An 18,933-nucleotide genomic window follows, 5' to 3' on the forward strand; every position below is an offset into this window, starting at 1 on the left:
GTAAAGCTGTGGCAAAAGCTAACCATTAAGCTTTACATGATCAATACATTCCTTTTATTGCCAATAATGCTCTTGCTGGTCTTCAATATTTCAGGTTCAGGTTCAGGTTCAGGTTCAGGTTCAGGTTCAGGTTCAGGTTCAGGTTCAGGTTCAGGTTCAGGTTCAGGTTCAGGTTCAGGTTCAGGTTCAGGTTCAGGTTCAGGTTCAGGTTCAGGTTTTAGAATGTCCTTATACCAGTACCAACAGTCATAAGAAGTTATCAATGAAGTGTAAGCCGTAAGTCTTTGTTAAATAAGATTAAGCATAAGAGCACTTGTTTATCATATACCAACTTTAATTGTCTTTGCTAGCAAATTAATGAAGCTATTTAGGGTATAAATTTTCTATCGTTTGGCTTATATCTAGAAGCGAGTTTCTTTTCTAAAATGTTAAACAACAAAAACTTAGACTGCTATCACGCATTTCATACAGTAACTAATGAATTATCTTAATTCCAAACTCGTAATTTCAGACCATTGCAACTTGATACGTTTATAAACAATAAAACACGACATTTGCGCGTTGATAAATAATGCTCTATTATCAATAGCTCTCTATATTAGGAAACGCTGATGTCGTTTGCCCAAGTCTATACCCGTTCAGTCGTCGGTTTGCATGCCCCAAAGGTCATCATTGAAGTTCATTTGTCGCAAGGCCTGCCAGCGTTAACGATTGTGGGTCTACCAGAAGCCGCCGTACGCGAGAGCAAAGATAGAGTGCGCTCGGCGATTCTTAATTCAGGTTTTCAATTTCCCAATCGCCGCCTGACGATTAATTTAGCGCCAGCAGACTTACCAAAAGATGGTGCGAGGCTAGATTTGCCGATTGCCATCGGTATTTTGGCAGCCAGCGATCAATTGGATCCAGAAGTATTGTCAGGGTTTGAGTTTATCGGTGAGCTTGCGCTAAATGGAAATCTTCGGCAAGTAACAGGAAGCTTGGCTGTCGCTCGAGCCATAAAAGCGGAAGCATTAGCATTAAAAGCGTCAAAAATATCAAAGGCGTTAAAGAGCAATGGACAACAACTGAATGAGCAACTGCAAGAAACACAAGCAGCGCAGTTAATAGTACCGATGGATAATGGTGCTGAGGCTAGCCGTGTCGAAGGGGTAGAGATATTGGCGGCGGATAGTCTAAAAGCCGTTTGCGATCATTTGCAATCACTAACAAATCCAAATGCTACTTATGAGCGTTTAGAGGTCGTTCAGCCCAGTCCGACACAGCAACATGCAGGTTATAAAGTAGATTTGGCAGATGTCAAAGGTCAACATCATGCTAGACGTGCTTTAGAAATCGCCGCTGCAGGTGGTCATTCATTATTGTTTACAGGGCCACCTGGTTCGGGCAAGACGTTGATGGCATCGCGGCTACCGACTATCCTGCCGGATCTAAGTGATGAGGACGCGTTAGAGGTTGCTAGTACCTATTCAGTGGCAGACAGTGATTATGATTATGGTACGCGGCCATTTAGACAAGTGCATCATACCATCTCAGCCGTGGCATTGGTTGGTGGTGGCTCACGTCCGAAACCTGGTGAGATTACCCTTGCGAATAAGGGCGTTTTGTTTCTCGATGAATTACCTGAATTTGATCGTACCGTATTAGAAGTATTGCGTCAGCCGTTAGAAGCCAAGCAAATCACCATTAGTCGTGCCAACTCGCAGATGACCTTTCCAGCAAACTTTCAACTGGTGGCGGCGATGAATCCTTGCCCTTGCGGCTATGATGGCGATACATCAGGCCGTTGTCGTTGTCGACCTGAACAGATTAAACGCTATCAAGACAAACTATCAGGCCCGCTACTTGATCGTCTTGATTTGCATATTACCGTGCCAGCGTTACCGATTGCAGACCTGCAAGATGCTCAGGCTGGCGAAACATCTGAGCAGGTACGCACTCGAGTCGCTGCCGCGCATAAAAATCAATTAAAGCGACAACAGAAAGTAAATAATGAGCTGAGCCCTAGCGAGATTGATAAATATATTCAGTTGGGCGAGGGTGAGCAGCAGCTATTACAGCTAGCTCAGCAACGCTTGAATCTATCTGCGCGTGGTTACCATCGCGTATTACGAGTGGCACGCACCATTGCCGATCTTGCCGATAGTATTGATATTACGAGCGCCCATGTGTCTGAAGCGCTGAGTTATCGGAGCAAGTAGTTTATTTTTAAATTAAAATAACCCAGTAATATTACCAGCATCGTCTAAATCAATATGCTCCGCTGAAGGGCGTTTAGGCAATCCAGGCATTTTCATAATAGGGCCGCAAATCACCACGATAAACCCTGCGCCAGAGGAAATGCTGATATCGCGCACATGAATATCAAAACCAGTAGGCCGACCCAGTAGTTTGGCATTATCACTAAGCGAATACTGGGTTTTGGCGATACAAACTGGCATCTTATCGAGATTGAGTTCTTCTAGGCGTCGTATTTTGGACTGAGCTGCGCTGCTGATATCAATATCATCTGCCCCATAGATTCGCTGCGCAATCGTGCGAATTTTATCCGCAATACTGTTGTCACTGTCATAAGCTAAACGAAATTGGCTGGGTTTATGACTGTTGTCATTGAGCAAATTTAGTAAAGTATTTGCTAAATCTTCACCGCCAGCGCCACCTTTCTCCCATACTTGCGTTAGGGCAACTTCCACGCCTTTTTCTAGGCAAGCTTGTCGTACCAACTCAATCTCAGAGTCAGTATCACTGACAAACTGGTTAATGGCGACGACTACGGGCAGTCCATAGACTTCTTGCATATTTTCGATATGCTTCATTAGATTTGGCAGGCCTTGCTCAAGCGCTGCTAAGTTTTCAATGGTTAGATTTTCTTTGGCGACACAACCATTGTATTTTAACGCTCGAATGGTGGCGACGATAACGGCTGCATCAGGTTTCAATCCTGACAATCGACACTTGATATCACAGAACTTTTGCGCACCAAGGTCGGCACCAAAACCCGCCTCAGTAAGCGTATAGTCTGCCAAATGCATGGCAACGCGGGTTGCAATAACGGAGTTACAGCCGTGGGCGATATTGGCAAATGGACCGCCGTGGACGATGGCAGGCGTACCCTCAATCGTTTGGACTAAATTGGGTTTAATGGCTTCTTTTAACAGTACCGCCATTGCACCATGAGCATTGAGGTTTTTGGCGTAGATTGGCTGTTTGTCTTTGTTATAAGCTATTAAGATATTACCTAGGCGCTGTTTTAAATCGTTTAAGTCTGTCGCCAAGCACAAGATAGCCATCACTTCAGAGGCGACAGTAATATCAAAACCATCCTCACGCATCACGCCATCTGTGGTCTTGCCAATGCCGCTGATAATATTGCGCAGTTGACGATCATTCATATCTACCGCACGACGCCAAAAGACTTGTTTGGGGTCGATATTCAGCTCGTTACCTTGATAGATATGGTTGTCTAATAGCGCTGCTAGCAGGTTATTTGCCGCCCCAATCGCATGAAAGTCACCGGTAAAGTGCAGGTTGATATCTTCCATGGGCAGTACTTGCGCGTAACCGCCACCAGCTGCGCCACCTTTGATCCCAAAGACTGGGCCAATGGATGGCTCACGTATGGCAACCACCGTTCTCTCACCGCTGTTTTGTTGCTTGTGTATGCGGTTCAGAGCATCAGCCAAGCCGATGGTGACCGTGGTTTTGCCTTCGCCAGCAGGTGTTGGGTTAATAGCAGTGACCAGTATCAACTTGCTCTGCTTATTTTTAACTGGCATGGCAAACACATCGGCTGGATTTATTTTTGCCTTAAAATGTCCGTAAGGTTCGATATGTGGAGCTGATAAACCAAGTTTTTGTGCAATGTCATTGATGGGCTGTAAGGTAACATTTTGGGCGATGGCAATATCGCTAGGTACGGTCATATCAAAGGTCTCGTTACAAATTGCAAGTGCGTAGGGTAAAGGGTTATTTGCTTATCAATTAATTATTCTAGTTCTATTAAAAGGCCAATCTTTTAAAATATTAAGCCTTTAAAAGGTATTCAACCAAGGCAGCAAAGTCATCAAATGCTTCGGTAGGATTCAGTTCTCGAATGTCTTGCCCATAGTTATAACCATAAGACAATCCAAGTGTGTTCATACTGGCGTTTTGTCCAGCTAATATATCGTTTCTTGAATCACCAATCATGACCGCTTGGTCTGGGGTGACATCTAACGCCTCACAGACATGCAGTAGAGGAGCGGGATCTGGTTTTTTAACGGGTAGGCTATCACCGCCTAAGACTTCTACAAATAAATCCTGCCAGCCAAAGAATTGCAAGATTTTAGGGACGAAACGAATGGGTTTATTGGTCACTAATGCCAACGTATAGCCCGCTGCTTTGAGTTTTTTTAGTCCGCTGTCTACATCTGGGTAGGCGACGGTTTTGCTACCACTAATATTGTTATAAGCCTCAAAAAACACTTGCTCAGCGTGATCGGCTTCCTCGACCGTTAATTCACCTTCTAAGACTTCTATCTTACCTACCAATGCGCGCTCGACCAGCATTCTTGAGCCATTGCCGACCCAGTTACGTATGGTGTCAATAGGGTAGGTTTCTTTGCCAAGCGTGGTTAGCATCGCGTTAGTAGCATCAGCTAAATCTGGCACACTATCAATTAAGGTGCCATCGAAGTCAAAAATTAAAAGTTGCTTATCCATTATTCCTCGCTACCTAGAAGTATTGCATTCGTTTTTTAAGTTATTAGATTTAAAGTTTAGGTTTTTATCCTGTATTACCATAGCACAGCAAACCGTTAAAACTAACTGTTACTAATGTTTTTAATATCTACTATTCAACCTCTTTATAGCGCTCACGATGCTCCTTTTTCATCTTTAGATAGGTTTCATTTTCACGGCATTCATCCCATTTTTGTTTAAAAATACGGGCAGATTCTGCTTTAATCGGATCTTCCTCTTGCCGTGGTAGCTCTTCGCGTCCATGGGCCCCACTTTGGCCTTTTTTATCACTAGGTACTGGTCCCTTATACTTTTTGCCGCTTTTATGATTGGCGTAGCGACGCGCGCGGGTATAGCCCATTTGGATGAATTTGCGCGCCATATCCGCACCGACGAAGTCATCGGCAGCCAGATAATCTAAAAACATCTGATAAATAGTCTCGCTGCTTTCTGTCGCAATATCAGGCGTGGCAAAGCGCCAGTGCGGCAGGATTTCGGACTTATAAGGTTCTACCAATAATACGCCTTGTTCACCACGACCGACGCGGTACAGCTCAGGCTGCGCACGTAAGTCTAAGTTTTTATAATCCAAATCATAATCAAACTCTCTCATAGCTTGTCCCTATTAGTAATCATCTAGTAGCAATCTTTCTAGAATTCAGCTGTCAAATTTATCATTATCAATACTATCGAGTATACTGAGCGCAGCTGTCTAAAAAACAGCACAAAAATGTTATGCAACCGTGACAGTAAGCGTTTAGCATGAGAAGAGTCATTAGTAGAATCAATTATTGAGCAGGTCTGAGTAGGTAGATGTCATGACAGTGAATGAAAACACCATAAATAAAATAAGCTTAGCTGGCTCGACTTTTACGATGTCATTAACAAGCGTGCTCATGATATCAGCGCTGCTACTCACAAGTGTGCTAAGCACTAATGCGGCTCATAGCGCGTGGTTTGAGCGTTTGATTCCGCAAGGTGAGACCTATACGGTGCGCGAGATAGATCGTGATTTGGCATTCGTGATTGATGGTTTCATCTATGATGCCCGTACTTCTTGTTTTTTAGCAGTGGGCGATCGAGTGATATTTTTTGAAGGGCGTCACGGTATTGATTACCGCGCAACAATTTATGATTTAGACTCGCGTGAGCGTTGTAATCTGCTATTACGCGGTCGGCTGTATCAAGAGTAGTGTCTTACTATGGACTGACTATCTAACTTACTATATAAAAGGCCATAAAAAAAGCCCCAAACATTACTGTTCGGGGCTTTTTAGAATTCTTAAACGAATGGTGGCTCGAGGCAGGTTCGAACTGCCGACACACGGATTTTCAATCCGTTGCTCTACCGACTGAGCTATCGAGCCGTCTTCGTTGAGGCGCTATTAAACTAAATATAGGCGTTACTGTCAAGTGGTTTTTGCATAATAGGCAATAAAAAGGCATAAATAGTCAAATATAAGCTCAATCCAAGGTTTTAACCTTAGGATTAATCCTTAACACGCAGTAGCTCATATTCGCTCATGATACGGTGAATATCCGCATCAACAGGGACAAATTCACGTACGCCTTTTTTCACTTCGGCATCATAAACCAATTTAATAAACTTGGCATCGATGGCGCGTTTTCGATTTTCTGCATGCACGGTAAGATACTGCAAGCGCTTGGCATCAGTTTGCCCATCATCAAAGCAGGCAACGGCGGCGATAGGCTTATCATTAAACATACCGACGTAAAGATACTGACCACGCTTAAAACCTTGCTCGATGATGTTTAATACTTCTGCACCATCAGGCTGCGCATCATCGCTATCATACAAGAAATGCAGGCGCTCAGATAACTCATTCTCACGTGCAGGTTTCTTAATGAGTGGGGCATCCAAGCTATTGATGGCAATCGCTTCTAAAGGCATAGTTGGTTCCTAGTAAGTTGATATAGCATGGCGTTGTAGAATCAGTACGGGTAATGATTGATAAAACTGAATTCACTATTTTAGCAGAATGACATGATTTTGTGCGTGGTTTACTGCTTGGTCGTGGCAGTAGTGGTTAGGGTTTGCTATGATGAGGCTAGGCAGTGTTTCTTATACATGAAACTAATGCATAAAAGTTATGTAATCAACTTAGGTAAGAAACCTATGTAAGCAACCGAATAACTGGGCATTTTACCTAGACACTACCCCCTCTTTTGGATTTTTCCGTTATTATCTGATTTAGATACGAATGACAATTTATTGGGCGCTTTTTCGTCCTATTTTATTGACCGCTTTTCATTAATAGAGAGTAGCCATGACCGCCAATTCAACAACGACATCTGAGCAAAATCCATCTTCAAATCTTAACCTACATGGTCGCCCTGAACGTATCGCCACCGTCGAGCGTATTACTGCAGAGACGCAAGTTACCTGTACCGTTAATCTTGATGGTACGGGTCAAGGCACTGTAGACACTGGTGTGCCATTCTTGGATCACATGATTGATCAAATCAAGCGTCACGGTTTGTTTGACTTAGACATCAAATGTACGGGCGATACCTTTATCGATGATCACCATAGCGTGGAAGATACCGGTATCACGCTTGGTCAAGCCTTTAATAAAGCTTTAGGCGATAAGAAAGGCATCCGTCGTTATGGGCATTTTTATGCGCCACTTGATGAAGCTTTAACGCGCGCAGTCGTTGATCTGTCAGGTCGTCCGGGTTTGCATATGGACATTCCTTTTACCCGTTCACACGTGGGTAAGTTCGATGTCGATTTATTTAGTGAGTTCTTCTACGGCTTCGTCAATCACTCTTGGATGACGGTACATTTGGATAATCTCAAAGGCAAAAACAGCCATCACCAAATCGAATCTACTTTTAAAGCCTTTGCTCGTGCGCTGCGTATGGCGTGTGAATATGATGAGCGTGCGTTGAATACGCTACCGTCGACCAAAGAGGCGTTCTAGATGAGTAGAGCTACAAAGATTGCACTATTAGATTATGGCATGGGTAATTTGCACTCAGCTGGCAAAGCATTATCAGCGGTAGGCGCAGAAGTATCTATTACCAATAACCCAAAAGTCGTCGCTGCAGCCGACAAAATCGTTTTCCCCGGTGTCGGTGCCATGCGCGATTGCATCATTGGTATGCATGAAGCAGGCATTGATGAGGTCGTACGTCAGGCGATATTTAACAAGCCTGTCATGGCTATCTGTGTTGGTATGCAGGCGTTATTTGAGCAGACCGCTGAGAATGGCGGTACGGATTGCTTAGATATTTTAAACGGCACGGTAGAAGCCTTTGACCCAACGTGGAAAGACGAGCAGGGCGCCACGATTAAAGTACCGCACATGGGCTGGAATACCATTAACGGTATGGATTTTGACCATCCACTGTGGAATGGCATAGGCAACAACGCGCACTTTTACTTTGTGCACAGCTACTATTGCGCGCCTACCGATAGCTCACAAGTGGCTGCCGTTTGTGATTATGGTCAGCCATTTTGTGCCAGTGTTATTCAAGACAACTTATTTGCCACCCAGTTCCATCCAGAAAAAAGCCACACCGCTGGCTTGCAACTGTTAAAGAACTTCGTTGAGTGGGATGTGTAGCCAATCCCGCCTTACGATTGTATCTGCCTAGACGCTGGCGTGCAGACTTATAGGTCTGGTAGCGTTCCATCTAAAACCGAGCGACCACTCCCAGACCTAGTCCGCAACGCCATCGTCGTTAGCAGGATACCGCTACAGTCGGGGCTAGCGGTAATATCGTGACCTTGCGACTATATGTCGTAGTTTTGCCAATTTTCTCTTTGCTACCTAGCCTCACTATTAAAAATGCTATTCAGCATCAGCATTATCGGTTAGTCTAGGGCATCTTAAATTTGGAACAACCCAGTGGACTTTACTGCCTTTAAAATCGATATCATTGAGATAACTGGACTGGCCAAAGATGCTCTGCATATCTATGTTGGCGTCGGCGTTTATTTGCTATGCCTGCTTGTGCTGCTGCCCATCATCAAAAAGCAAGGTATTAGGTCATTCATGGCGTTAATCGTGGTGACTGGCATTGCTTTATTGGGTGAGTATTTAGACAACCTCCATATTATTAGGCCGAGAGGTTTTTCTGCATTAGGAATGATAGACATAAAGGCAAGTATCCGCGATCTTATCAATACTTGCTTGGTACCCTATGTGCTTCATGCATTGAATAAGTGGACGACCATTTTCCATCCAACTAATAAACCTCAATCCATGACTAAACGGCACAAAAAAACGAACTATTAAATAGTCCGTTTTTTGTTTATAAAATAATGCTTTTGAATTAATTATTCAGCCTCATCATAAAGCTCACGCACCACTTCTCCAATCACTGCAATACCATCAGTGAGCGTCTGCTCATCCGCGGCGATACTCATGCGAATACATTCATGCGCGTGCTGATAATCGCTAATATCAACACCAGGGAAGAAGAACTGACTTGGTACGATGAGCGTGCCTTTTTCTTTAAGACGCTCGTATAGCTCAAGCGTGGTAATCGGCAAGTCTTTAAACCATAACCATAAGAATATCGCACCCTCTGGCTTATGAATCATCAAAGGATAATCACCCAACGCTTCTTTTAAAAGTCTAACGGCCAGTTTTGCTTGTTGCTGATAAAACGGCTTGATGTCGTTGTCCGATAGTTGCTTGATACGGTCGTTTTCTACCAGTGGCTTGGCAATGGCGGCACCAAAGCGGGTAGGGGCTAGATTGACTACCGCATTCATGGCACTGACCGCTGCAATCACTTTAGGAGCCGCAACGATGATGCCAGTGCGCACGCCCGGTAAGCCAATTTTGGAGAGACTAAAGCAAAGAATCGTATTATCATCCCAGTTTAAATGCGCATCTGAATAAATGATATTAGGGAAGGGCATACCATAAGCATTATCGATAATCAGCGGCACATCGTAGCGTTTGGCAATCTCGGCTAAATGATCCATTTCCTCATCAGTCAAGACGTTACCGGTTGGATTGGTCGGACGTGAACAGCAAATCGCGCCGATACGACCCTCTTTTAACGCTGGCAAGTTCTCTAATGCCTCAAAGTCCACCCGATATTTAAAGAAGCCTGCTTCGCCATCATGAGTGACTTCATCGATATGTGGTAACACCGACATAAAGTGCTGACCATCGACGTGCACGTCGCTATAGCCAATGTATTCAGGAGCGAGTGGTAGCAGGATAGATTTGTCGACGGACTGGTTGTCTTTATCTTGACCGTGCTCATCAAGCTTATTATCACTGAAGGCTCCGCCGAATAAATTGAACAAATAAAAGAAAGCATTCTGTGAGCCATTGGTTAGCGCGATATTGTCCGCGCTCAAGTTCCAATCATAATGACGATTAAAGAAGTCGACCAACGCATCTATAAACGCCGCATCACCTTGTGGATTTGAGTAGTTACTCATGCTATTAAGCGCAGTGTTATCCGAGTGCTTCTCTTCTACGCTGGCATCTCGTTCGGCATCGAGGCTATCTTGACCAAGCGCTTGGTAGGTCTGCAAAAACACTTCATTGACCGCATCGATACGCGCAGGGTTACCACCACCAAGCATATTGACTGGCTTATCGCTTTTTAATGCATTGCCAAGATCATCCATCAATTGCGAGATGCCAGTTGGTTGGGTAAATTTCTGACCAAATTTTGAGAATTTCATAAGGTTACCATGCTGTTTTGGAGGAGGTTGTCATGTTATTTGATTGATAAAGTGGCGCTAGTATATCAAATGACGGCGACAAGGTGAGTAAACAACCTTGCTTGATGCAGACCTTAATACACAAGAGTTTGTCCGATGTCTAACAAACGCTAACACATCGTCAACCGCAACCCTTATTTGACATACTCCCCCATTTTCGCCAAGCTCAAGCGGGGATTCTAAAAGCATAAGCTCTTAGGCGACCTTCTCACGAATGTCACATGTTTTCTGTTTCATCGGGCGACCTTTACCGCATCCTCCCTCCACAGACAAAACGGCATGTCCTGCCGATAATATATTACGAGCCGCATTGATATCTGCGTTCGCACTATATGTGCATTTGACACACTCAAACTTTGCTTGAGTGCGTCTATTCTCTTTCGCAACATGCTGACACTCAAAACAGGTTTGACTGGTGTAGCGTGGGTTTACTTTAATAAGTAAGCCACCTTGCCAGTGCTGTTTGTACTCAAGCATATCAATCATCATGCTCCAACCTTGATCTAAGATAGATTTGTTCAATCCTGACTTGGCTTTGACATGACGACCTTTATTCTCCATCGTCCCGCTGGCTGATCTCGACATATTGGCGACTTTTAAATCCTCACAAGCAATCATGGCGTGGTTTTTGCTGATTGTGCTGGTGATTTTATGCAAGTGGTCATGGCGAATATTGGCGATGTGATGGTGGAGCTTTTGAATCTTACGCTTTTGCTTCTTCCAGTTTTGACTGAATAAGACCTTTCTGCTTAATTGGCGCTGCAACCTAGCAAGTTTAACTTGATTGGCTTTAAAGCTGTTTTTGGGTTGCATGGTTTGACCGTTTGAGGTGGTAATGAGTTTAGTGATACCTAAATCAATGCCTATGGCGCTTTTAGAGGGGTGAACTGGGTTTTGTTCCAACTCTCGCTCAGTACCAAACGACACGTACCAGTGCCCTGATTTCTTGCTGATGGTGATGTTTTTGATGCTGCCGATGATGTCTTGTGATTTTCTAAACCGCACCAAACCAATGCCGTTAGGCAGCTTGACGCGATTGCCCACAATACGGCAATACTTATCAAACTGAACCAAGCGAATTGAGTCACGCCCATCGGATTTGCGCTTAAACGTCGGCATCAAGGGTCGGCGTTGAATCTCCAATCCATTAGCCAGTTTAAAAAACTTGGGTTTGCGTGGTTTCTTTTTATTTTCTTTGAGCCTGGCATGGGCTTTAGGATCAAAAAATCGTGACCAGGCGGATGCTAGATCACGTACTTTTTGTTGTAAGGACACGGCATTGGCATGGGTTTTTAAGAACGCAAAGTCAGGATTTCTCTTTAATGCTGTGATTTTATTAACGATATTGCCAGCATTTGATTCCAAACAAAACGGCCAGAGCCGACAAGATTGTTCAAGACAACCTCTTGCTCTGTATTAGGCTCAAGCCTAAATTTATACGCTTTGTTGATTTTCATAACGCCAATTCTTTTTCTTTGATGCAATACAAATTTTAAATCTTAGTATAGCTTGTTTTAGTAGATAGTTTGTATGAACATATAATAACGACTAGGCGAAATTCACCTCCACTCTAATGTCGGGTGGAGTCCTCTTTCGCGGTTTTGATAGTAAGTTCTAAATAAAAGAGCTACCATTAAAAAAAGGAGTACCTCATGAAAGCCGTATTACTCGATGAAAAAAGATTTGCTGCCGAGCTAGAGCGACCTACCCCCGAAAAAATAACGGACTACGTCACCTTTGAAGAAACCCCACAAGACAATAAAACCATCATTGAGCGCTGTCAAGATGCCGACATCATGATTAATGGCTCCCTACGTATCGAGCGTGAAGTGATTGAGGCGCTACCTAATCTCAAACTCATCCAGCTCCTCTCTGTCGGCTCCAACCATATTGACAAACAAGCCTGCGAAGACAACGACGTCAAAGTCCTCAACGCACCAGATTTTGCCAGCGCCACCGTCGCCGAGCACACCATGATGCTACTACTCAGCGCCATGCGTGCCAGTATCCATTATCACAACAAAGTTAAAAGTGGCGAATGGAAGGAGAAAGGGCGAGCCGACATCATCGATGCTGAGGCCATTGATCTCGAGGGCTTAACCATCGGTATGATTGGTATCGGTGACATTGGCAAGCGGATCACCAAGCTTGCCAAAGCCTATGACATGAACGTCCTATGGGCAGAGCGCCAAGGTCGCAAGCCTCGTAATGACAACTACACCGACTTTGAAACCGTCCTCAGCAAGTCCGATGTCATCACCATACATTGCCCGCTCACCGAGGAAACAAAACATCTCATTAACCAAGATACCTTAAGCAAAATGAGCAAAAAACCGCTATTGGTCAACGTCGCACGTGGCAAGATTGTCGATAGCGAGGCCTTAGCTAGCGCAGTCAAACAGGAGCAAATACTCGGCTATGCCACCGACGTATTTGAGCAAGAACCTGCTGGCGAAAATGACCCGATTGTCCAGCTCGCTAACGAAGGTCATCCTCGCATCATTCTAACCCCGCATATGGGTGCAGGCAGCCGAGCCTCGCAAGTCAAGCTATGGAAGATAATCACTCGCCAAATTAATGACTTTATTGAAAATAGTTAGGATGTGAATTGAGAGGGTTTTGGTTTGAGGGTTTTGGAGCTAATCCTGCTTTTCGCTTGTAGTTGGCAGTCTGCAGCGCACAGCACCTAGGCACAGTAGCGTTCCAACGTCCGAGCGACCACTCCTGTGCGAGGTGCTGTAAGCGCCACAGCCCACCAAGCTACCACTTCAATCAGGGCTAAACCGCTCCTCCACTTTGACATTTATGTTGATAATCAAAAGTTTGGACTTTAGAGTGCTGTAATGCTTAACAAGCATCTCTAATAAGATAGCTATTAAGATAGCTATTTTAATCTTATTTAAATGACTATATATATACAATCAAAGCTTTACTAACATGGGTGCGATACCGTACAGTAACAGTGGGTTCCCTACCTTCAAACAAGCATATTTAATAACGCTATATTGTTTAATAATTAGAGGTTCGACAACGTAAGATGTCAACAAATATAAACCAACTTAGAGATTTTTCGACTTTTTTTACTAGAAGTGAAGTACTTCGTCTACTAAAAAGTGACTTTAAATCAGTAAATACTAAATTACAGCGCTATGATCTAATTGAGAAAAAACGTGGTTGTAGTTATTTAGAAGTATTAAAAGAAGCGTACAAGAATATTCAAAATAGCTATCAGAATGAATATGTTTTAAAGAACGAGTTTTTAAATAAGTGTTTAGTTGAAAAGGTTCTGAATAAGGACTCAATAGTTTTTAATGAGCTAAGACTTGGTAATTCAATTGCTGATCTAGCTATTTTTAATGGAGTTTCGAAGGCTTTTGAGATAAAAACCATACTTGATAAAGAGTGTAGGTTGTCAAGTCAGATAAAGACTTATAAAAAGATATTTAATGAGACATATATAATAGTACCAGAACAGCAGGTTGATAAATATTTAAAATTTGACAATGAAGTAGCAGTATTTTCCTACGATTCTAATCTCAATAAATTTGAATTGGTTAGGGAAGCTACTAGAAACGAAGTGATTGATATAGATGTTTTAATGAATGTATTACATTCAAAGGAATATTTAAGTATTGTTCACAACCATTTTGGTATAGTTCCTGAGTTAAATTCTTTTAACCAATTCGATATATGCAAAAAATTAATATCTACTATAGACTATCTAGAATTAAATAATATTTTTCTTGAAACCATGAAAAGTAGAAAGATTCATAATTCTTTTTTCAATAAAATTAATAGTGAGTTCAATCAAGTGAGTCTCTCTTTGAATCTAAAGGAAATAGAGAGAAAGAAGCTAATTGATAAACTCAAAAATAATAAGGTTCTTTGAATGTATTTTCCATATTTAAGAGGGCGACAGTTTGAACTAATTGCTATAAGAGATTTAGCATCAGAAGATGCTTTGGGAAAAATAATCCCAATCATTGAGCCGGTTAAAGAAAGTTTTAATAGTCTCAACCTTGCTAATAAAATTCTTTTCGAAACTGGAGTTAAACCATTTCTAATCATGAACCCTCAAGTAGGAGAGTCATGTGGAGATATTGAACATTACTTAAAGTATATAGAAGATCTTGAAAACTCAATGTATAGACATGCCTTTATTTACTCAGATAACGCAAGTTATATTTTAGATTGTTTAAATAATTATAGTTTAAACAATTGTATGGTAGTTGGTTTAGATAGCTTCACTAATGAAGATGAATTTAGTTTGCTTTGTGAAGATGGACGTATCAATCATATAGTATTATTAGAGCCACATAGATATAGAACCCTAGATAGACATATAAAAAAGCTGGATAAAAATTATATAAGATTAGATGATTTATTCGAGAAACAGCAAAGAAATTCAGATTTTTTAAGTATTCCAGAACATAAGTTTTCTGAAGAGCATTTGTATTACGAAGAAGATAATTATCAAGGATTTGGAGACTTTACTGTTTTACCTAGAGAATATGTTGAAGGTGGAAGTACTCCTAGAGCTGTAGTAATTAATATCACGTATATAAATGTGGAAGCTGAAAACCAAATTTGGATTAGGCACTTCACTTCAGATACCAATGACTCTATCTCAAACGTTCAGGGAAAGTTTGCTGAAGCGACAAGAAAAGCTATTAGCTTTTGTAATGAATTACCTTTAAGTAATTCGGGTATTGATGAACTTAGTGGTTACTTGAGAGACACTAAATATCCTGGTCTAGGTACAGTCAAGAAGATCACAATAAAAAATCACTTGCTAGTTATTAAAAGTTATTTAGATAGACAATTATGAATATATGTGAAAGTTGTTTTGGGGATAAAGAGCTAAAAGGGTTTATCAATTCAGAAGGTAGAGTTGGGACATGTGATTTTTGCAAATCCAATATAAATAATATTATTTCTTTAGATGAATTATTAGACTTCTTCCAAGAACTTTTGAACTGTTTTGAAGTGAAAGCTGATGGGAAAAGTCTTGCAAGCTTGATACATGGTCAATGGGACTTATTTGTTAGCAATAGGATTGCTAGTGATGTGTTAAACGCAGTCATTAATAAACTTAATTTAGCATTTCATAACGCAGAGGTTCAAGTTGATTACAATCAAGAGATTCAAAATAATGTTAATTACTGGCATGAGCTGAAAGAGCAGTTGAAATGGGAAAGAAGGTACTTATCTGATATAGACTACTTAATAAATGATTTGGGTTGGGATAGCTTTTTCGAAAGTCAGGCTTTAATTAGCGAAGATGATATTTTGTACAGAGGAAGACTACATCAAAATAGTGGTGATGAATGTTTTAATTTAAATTCCATGTCTTGTCCGCCAAAAGAGGTAACTACATCTGGAAGGGCAAACCCATTGGGTATTCCTTACTTATATTTATCTGATAACGAAGATACAGTATTGTACGAAATTAGAGCTACATATCTAGATGATGTAACTGTTGCTAAGTTCTCCATTAAGCCTGATTTAAATAAAAAAATATTAATATCTGATTTTACTGAAATACCTACCCTATACCATCCAAATGAAGTTGATAAAAGAATTAAAGCAAGATTGCTTAAAGAACGTATTAGTCGCGATTTATCTCAACCTGTCAGAAGGTATGATTCAGAATTAGATTATATACCTACTCAATTTATCTGTGAATTTATTCGATTATATACGGATGTTGACGGAATAAAATTTCGTAGTTCATTACACAATACAGGTATAAATTATGTTATTTTTGATCATAATATTATGACATGTACAGAAGTCAATAAAGTACAGGTATCAAGGGTAGATATAAGTCACAGGCGAATCGATTAATCTATATTCTTATACCAATTAGAATATTGAGAAATTACATATGTATTACTAGTTTTTCAAATCATCGCCCTTACCCTAGCCATAATCCCACGTCCAATCACCAAGCGTACATAAATAATAGCAATGCCAAATAACAAGGCAACTAATGCTGCACCGCCAATGCCTAAGCTCGTCCACGGCACACTAAAGCGTAGGTTAAACCATTGGGTAATCGCAGCCCATGCGCCAACGCTGGCGATAACGACCGCAAATGTCGCCGCACTGATACCAAGCACGCCTAATTCTAGGATATTGAGCATATATAAGTCGCGCTTTTGCATACCTAATAGCCTAAACGAAGCGCTTTCTTGCATGCGATCTTGCGAGGTAGAAAGGAGCGAGCTAATCAACACCATGACACCCGTCAGCAATGCCAGCAGCGTAAACACATAGACCAAGCGGCTCATTTGTACCACCAGCTCTTGGACTTGCTCAGCGATTGCCGTACCATCAATGGTAGTGACGGCAGGGAATTCGCGTACCAGTCTGCCTTGCAGCTCTGGGATAGCATCTTCTGCCACATGTGCGGTGGCAAATTGGATTTGCGGAGCAGCAGATAGCACCGATGGCTCAAACAAGAAATAAAAATAAGGACTTGGGCCACGCTCGTAACGTGAGCGAATACTGGTAATTTGACCGACGATTTCGATACCTTGAATATTAAAACGAACCTGATCGCCCATACCGACATTGAGCATACCTGCCGCGGTATCCAAAATAGACAGTGGCGCAATCTGTGGCGTTTGGCCTTGTTGACCATCAGCTTCGATAGTTTCGATAGGCGAGTACAGCTCATTGTCTTCTACTGCATCAGTAATAAACTCAGTGTCCATCACCGTATCTGCGTAGCTTAAGTTAAAGACGCGAGTAGGCTCATCAAAGCCATCCGCAGGTTCGATATCTTGCGCGGGTACATCATTTGCGGTGACCACACGGGCGCGAATGACCGGATAATAGCTCACTGGCGCACCGATTAAGGCATTAATATCCTCATGTTGATCGCTTTGTACATCTAATAAAAATAAATTGGGCGCATCTTCAGGATACGCATTAATAAACTGGGCATTGATACTATGATTGAGTGTGGTGATGAGCGTGAGGACAGCCACTGACAGCGATAAGGTGACAAAGAACAACGCAGACTGGTTACCTTTACGTGCAAGGTTATGAATGGCAATACGCTTCATCCAACTGATATCAGTATTCATCGCCAATTTGGTCAGCAGCCATAGCCAAGCGCGTGCCAATAGCCAAAATATCGCCACAAAGGCCATTAGACCAGCAAGTAGCTGCGCGCCAAATGTTAATGAGCCAACTTCATAAGCAAAAAACGCATACAGTCCTACTAGCATCAGACCGTACCATAATAGGGGTAGGCGTCGATACCAAGGCAGGTTTTGTGATTGCTGGCTAGCACCTTGATTGAGTAAGGTTGCAGGCTTAGTAGTGCTGAGAGTGCTTAAGCCACGCTGTGCAATCAGTAAGGTCAGTACGAGAGCGATTATGATGGTTTTGATTATACTGACAGGGTTGATGGCTAGGCCAACGTCTGCTGGCAGGATGGCAATAAGATACGGCTGACCAATTTGCAGTAAACCGAAACTCAGTATACTCGCTGCGATACAAGCGATAACAGTGGTTGCTATCAATAGCTGATAATAGCTACGTTTGAGAGATTTGAGAGGCTCACCTAAGGCCAAGCGAATCGCATTATTGGACTGCTGCTTGGTCACAAAAGCCGTGATGACCCCATACATCGCCACCGCAGATAATAGCAATACCGCAATGACCAGTAACTTCAAAAACATCAACACATTGTCAGAGATACGCGATATCTGTGTGTCCTCTGAATCGATATCAGATAGTCTAATATCAGGGTAGCTGGTCAAGGTTTGCTCTAACTGCTCACGTAGTGGCTCTATGGTCTCAGCGTCTCCTGCCATCTCAATGCGATAACGCACGCGGCTACGTTGACCGAGTAAATTGGTCGCTTCCAGTGCGTCTGCTTGCATGAGTACATGCCCGCCAAAGTCAAAGGCACTGAGTGGACGATCCGGCTCTTTGGTCAGCACATCGCTGATCGTAAATTGCCCTTCGCCAATAGTAATGCTATCGCCAATACTCGCATTGATACCTTGCAGGACTTCTGGCGCGACGACCACGGTGTCAGGCTTGAGCTGTTCCCATAATGGTTTGCCCGAAGCCGTTTCTGCTGTTCCGTATAGCGGATAAGCCGGCGTTATGCCTTTGACACGCACCAGCAAAGTCTGCTCGTCGGTGACTACCATAGAGCTGAACTGATGATCGTAGACGATTTGGTTGTCAGGCAGGGTTTGAACTTGCTTTAAAATGTCCGCTGGCCATTCTTGATTGCTCTCAAGTATCAGATCACCACCGATTAGCGCGCGCTGATTGTCAGTGATATAGCTATCAACAGACTGCTGAATAGAGTCAAGAGTGAGGTAGGTGGCAAGCGATAGCGTGAGTGTTAATAAAAACAGCACCGGATATACCCAGCGCTGCCACCAGCTACGACTTAAAGCTTGCGAGCCTAGATCGCGAGTGAAAAGCTGGCTTATCATGCCACCGGAATAATTTGATTCTTTATCCAT

General features: G+C 42.5%; 16 protein-coding genes, 1 tRNA gene and 1 pseudogene. 10 read left to right on the forward strand and 8 right to left on the reverse strand.

Annotated features, from left to right (window positions below; genetic code table 11):
* The first annotated feature begins 36 nt into the window (after positions 1-36).
* On the forward strand, positions 37-252 hold the full coding sequence (locus tag ACTQ9S_RS09735) for a hypothetical protein (RefSeq protein WP_440454834.1): 216 nt from the start codon (positions 37-39) through the stop codon (positions 250-252).
* A gap of 359 nt (positions 253-611) precedes the next feature.
* Positions 612-2,198 (forward strand): YifB family Mg chelatase-like AAA ATPase, encoded by a 1,587-nt coding sequence (locus tag ACTQ9S_RS09740; RefSeq protein ID WP_440454835.1) that lies wholly within the window; start codon positions 612-614, stop codon positions 2,196-2,198.
* Positions 2,199-2,210: 12 nt separating this feature from the next.
* On the opposite strand, the gene ACTQ9S_RS09745 is transcribed toward ACTQ9S_RS09740, so the two are convergent.
* The 3 genes from ACTQ9S_RS09745 to ACTQ9S_RS09755 all read right to left on the reverse strand — a co-directional run bounded on the left by ACTQ9S_RS09745 (position 2,211) and on the right by ACTQ9S_RS09755 (position 5,329).
* Positions 2,211-3,920 carry a formate--tetrahydrofolate ligase gene (locus tag ACTQ9S_RS09745; protein ID WP_440454836.1) on the reverse strand — a complete coding sequence of 570 codons (1,710 nt, stop codon included), beginning with the start codon at positions 3,918-3,920 and terminating at the stop codon, positions 2,211-2,213.
* Positions 3,921-4,020: 100 nt separating this feature from the next.
* Positions 4,021-4,698 carry a phosphoglycolate phosphatase gene (locus tag ACTQ9S_RS09750; RefSeq protein WP_440454837.1) on the reverse strand — a complete coding sequence of 226 codons (678 nt, stop codon included), beginning with the start codon at positions 4,696-4,698 and terminating at the stop codon, positions 4,021-4,023.
* A 130-nt stretch (positions 4,699-4,828) separates the two neighbouring features.
* Entirely contained in the window at positions 4,829-5,329 is a 501-nt protein-coding gene (locus tag ACTQ9S_RS09755; protein ID WP_440454838.1) for a DUF4385 domain-containing protein, read from the reverse strand.
* A 205-nt stretch (positions 5,330-5,534) separates the two neighbouring features.
* Between ACTQ9S_RS09755 and ACTQ9S_RS09760 the strand changes: the two genes are divergently transcribed.
* Positions 5,535-5,909 carry a hypothetical protein gene (locus ACTQ9S_RS09760; protein WP_440454839.1) on the forward strand — a complete coding sequence of 125 codons (375 nt, stop codon included), beginning with the start codon at positions 5,535-5,537 and terminating at the stop codon, positions 5,907-5,909.
* Between the two features lie 98 nt (positions 5,910-6,007).
* On the opposite strand, the gene ACTQ9S_RS09765 is transcribed toward ACTQ9S_RS09760, so the two are convergent.
* Positions 6,008-6,083: transfer RNA gene (locus ACTQ9S_RS09765), tRNA-Phe, on the reverse strand.
* A gap of 122 nt (positions 6,084-6,205) precedes the next feature.
* A complete protein-coding gene (locus ACTQ9S_RS09770; RefSeq protein WP_440454840.1) occupies positions 6,206-6,628 on the reverse strand; it encodes a hypothetical protein in 423 nt (140 codons plus the stop codon).
* 376 nt (positions 6,629-7,004) lie between these two features.
* Between ACTQ9S_RS09770 and hisB the strand changes: the two genes are divergently transcribed.
* The 3 genes from hisB to ACTQ9S_RS09785 all read left to right on the forward strand — a co-directional run bounded on the left by hisB (position 7,005) and on the right by ACTQ9S_RS09785 (position 8,981).
* Positions 7,005-7,661, forward strand: coding sequence for an imidazoleglycerol-phosphate dehydratase HisB (gene hisB, locus ACTQ9S_RS09775; RefSeq protein ID WP_068329895.1), 657 nt, complete (start codon positions 7,005-7,007; stop codon positions 7,659-7,661).
* Complete coding sequence (hisH, locus tag ACTQ9S_RS09780; protein ID WP_440454841.1) at positions 7,662-8,306, forward strand: imidazole glycerol phosphate synthase subunit HisH; 645 nt, start codon at positions 7,662-7,664, stop codon at positions 8,304-8,306.
* A 285-nt stretch (positions 8,307-8,591) separates the two neighbouring features.
* Entirely contained in the window at positions 8,592-8,981 is a 390-nt protein-coding gene (locus ACTQ9S_RS09785) for a hypothetical protein (RefSeq protein WP_440454842.1), read from the forward strand.
* A gap of 41 nt (positions 8,982-9,022) precedes the next feature.
* Here the strand turns inward: ACTQ9S_RS09785 and ACTQ9S_RS09790 are convergent, their stop codons facing one another.
* Entirely contained in the window at positions 9,023-10,396 is a 1,374-nt protein-coding gene (locus ACTQ9S_RS09790) for a valine--pyruvate transaminase (RefSeq protein ID WP_440454843.1), read from the reverse strand.
* 234 nt (positions 10,397-10,630) lie between these two features.
* A pseudogene (locus tag ACTQ9S_RS09795) lies at positions 10,631-11,892 on the reverse strand (RNA-guided endonuclease InsQ/TnpB family protein).
* A gap of 195 nt (positions 11,893-12,087) precedes the next feature.
* On the opposite strand from ACTQ9S_RS09795, the gene ACTQ9S_RS09800 reads away from it, so the two are divergent.
* From ACTQ9S_RS09800 to ACTQ9S_RS09815, 4 genes are all read left to right on the forward strand, one after another.
* Positions 12,088-13,035: an NAD(P)-dependent oxidoreductase gene (locus tag ACTQ9S_RS09800; RefSeq protein WP_440454844.1), complete on the forward strand. Its 948-nt coding sequence runs from the start codon at positions 12,088-12,090 to the stop codon at positions 13,033-13,035.
* Between the two features lie 437 nt (positions 13,036-13,472).
* Positions 13,473-14,324: a sce7726 family protein gene (locus ACTQ9S_RS09805; RefSeq protein ID WP_440454845.1), complete on the forward strand. Its 852-nt coding sequence runs from the start codon at positions 13,473-13,475 to the stop codon at positions 14,322-14,324.
* Positions 14,325-15,263, forward strand: a complete 939-nt coding sequence (locus ACTQ9S_RS09810; protein ID WP_440454846.1) for a sce7725 family protein — start codon at positions 14,325-14,327, stop codon at positions 15,261-15,263.
* Positions 15,260-16,282: an RES domain-containing protein gene (locus ACTQ9S_RS09815; RefSeq protein ID WP_440454847.1), complete on the forward strand. Its 1,023-nt coding sequence runs from the start codon at positions 15,260-15,262 to the stop codon at positions 16,280-16,282. The genes ACTQ9S_RS09810 and ACTQ9S_RS09815 overlap by 4 nt, the downstream gene beginning before the upstream one ends.
* Positions 16,283-16,338: 56 nt before the next feature.
* Here the strand turns inward: ACTQ9S_RS09815 and ACTQ9S_RS09820 are convergent, their stop codons facing one another.
* A complete protein-coding gene (locus ACTQ9S_RS09820) occupies positions 16,339-18,933 on the reverse strand; it encodes an ABC transporter permease (protein WP_440454848.1) in 2,595 nt (864 codons plus the stop codon).

The sequence above is a fragment of the Psychrobacter sp. ASPA161_9 genome (assembly GCF_051970275.1).
In the GTDB taxonomy this organism is placed as follows: Bacteria; Pseudomonadota; Gammaproteobacteria; order Pseudomonadales; family Moraxellaceae; genus Psychrobacter.

Coding starts and splice junctions, on each gene's coding strand:
- ACTQ9S_RS09735 (WP_440454834.1), top strand. CDS start 37: ATGATCAATACATTCCTTTTATTGCCAATAATGCTCTTGCTGGTCTTC.
- ACTQ9S_RS09740 (WP_440454835.1), top strand. CDS start 612: ATGTCGTTTGCCCAAGTCTATACCCGTTCAGTCGTCGGTTTGCATGCC.
- ACTQ9S_RS09745 (WP_440454836.1), bottom strand. CDS start 3,920: ATGACCGTACCTAGCGATATTGCCATCGCCCAAAATGTTACCTTACAG.
- ACTQ9S_RS09750 (WP_440454837.1), bottom strand. CDS start 4,698: ATGGATAAGCAACTTTTAATTTTTGACTTCGATGGCACCTTAATTGAT.
- ACTQ9S_RS09755 (WP_440454838.1), bottom strand. CDS start 5,329: ATGAGAGAGTTTGATTATGATTTGGATTATAAAAACTTAGACTTACGT.
- ACTQ9S_RS09760 (WP_440454839.1), top strand. CDS start 5,535: ATGACAGTGAATGAAAACACCATAAATAAAATAAGCTTAGCTGGCTCG.
- ACTQ9S_RS09770 (WP_440454840.1), bottom strand. CDS start 6,628: ATGCCTTTAGAAGCGATTGCCATCAATAGCTTGGATGCCCCACTCATT.
- hisB (WP_068329895.1), top strand. CDS start 7,005: ATGACCGCCAATTCAACAACGACATCTGAGCAAAATCCATCTTCAAAT.
- hisH (WP_440454841.1), top strand. CDS start 7,662: ATGAGTAGAGCTACAAAGATTGCACTATTAGATTATGGCATGGGTAAT.
- ACTQ9S_RS09790 (WP_440454843.1), bottom strand. CDS start 10,396: ATGAAATTCTCAAAATTTGGTCAGAAATTTACCCAACCAACTGGCATC.
- ACTQ9S_RS09800 (WP_440454844.1), top strand. CDS start 12,088: ATGAAAGCCGTATTACTCGATGAAAAAAGATTTGCTGCCGAGCTAGAG.
- ACTQ9S_RS09805 (WP_440454845.1), top strand. CDS start 13,473: ATGTCAACAAATATAAACCAACTTAGAGATTTTTCGACTTTTTTTACT.
- ACTQ9S_RS09810 (WP_440454846.1), top strand. CDS start 14,325: ATGTATTTTCCATATTTAAGAGGGCGACAGTTTGAACTAATTGCTATA.
- ACTQ9S_RS09815 (WP_440454847.1), top strand. CDS start 15,260: ATGAATATATGTGAAAGTTGTTTTGGGGATAAAGAGCTAAAAGGGTTT.
- ACTQ9S_RS09820 (WP_440454848.1), bottom strand. CDS start 18,933: ATGGATAAAGAATCAAATTATTCCGGTGGCATGATAAGCCAGCTTTTC.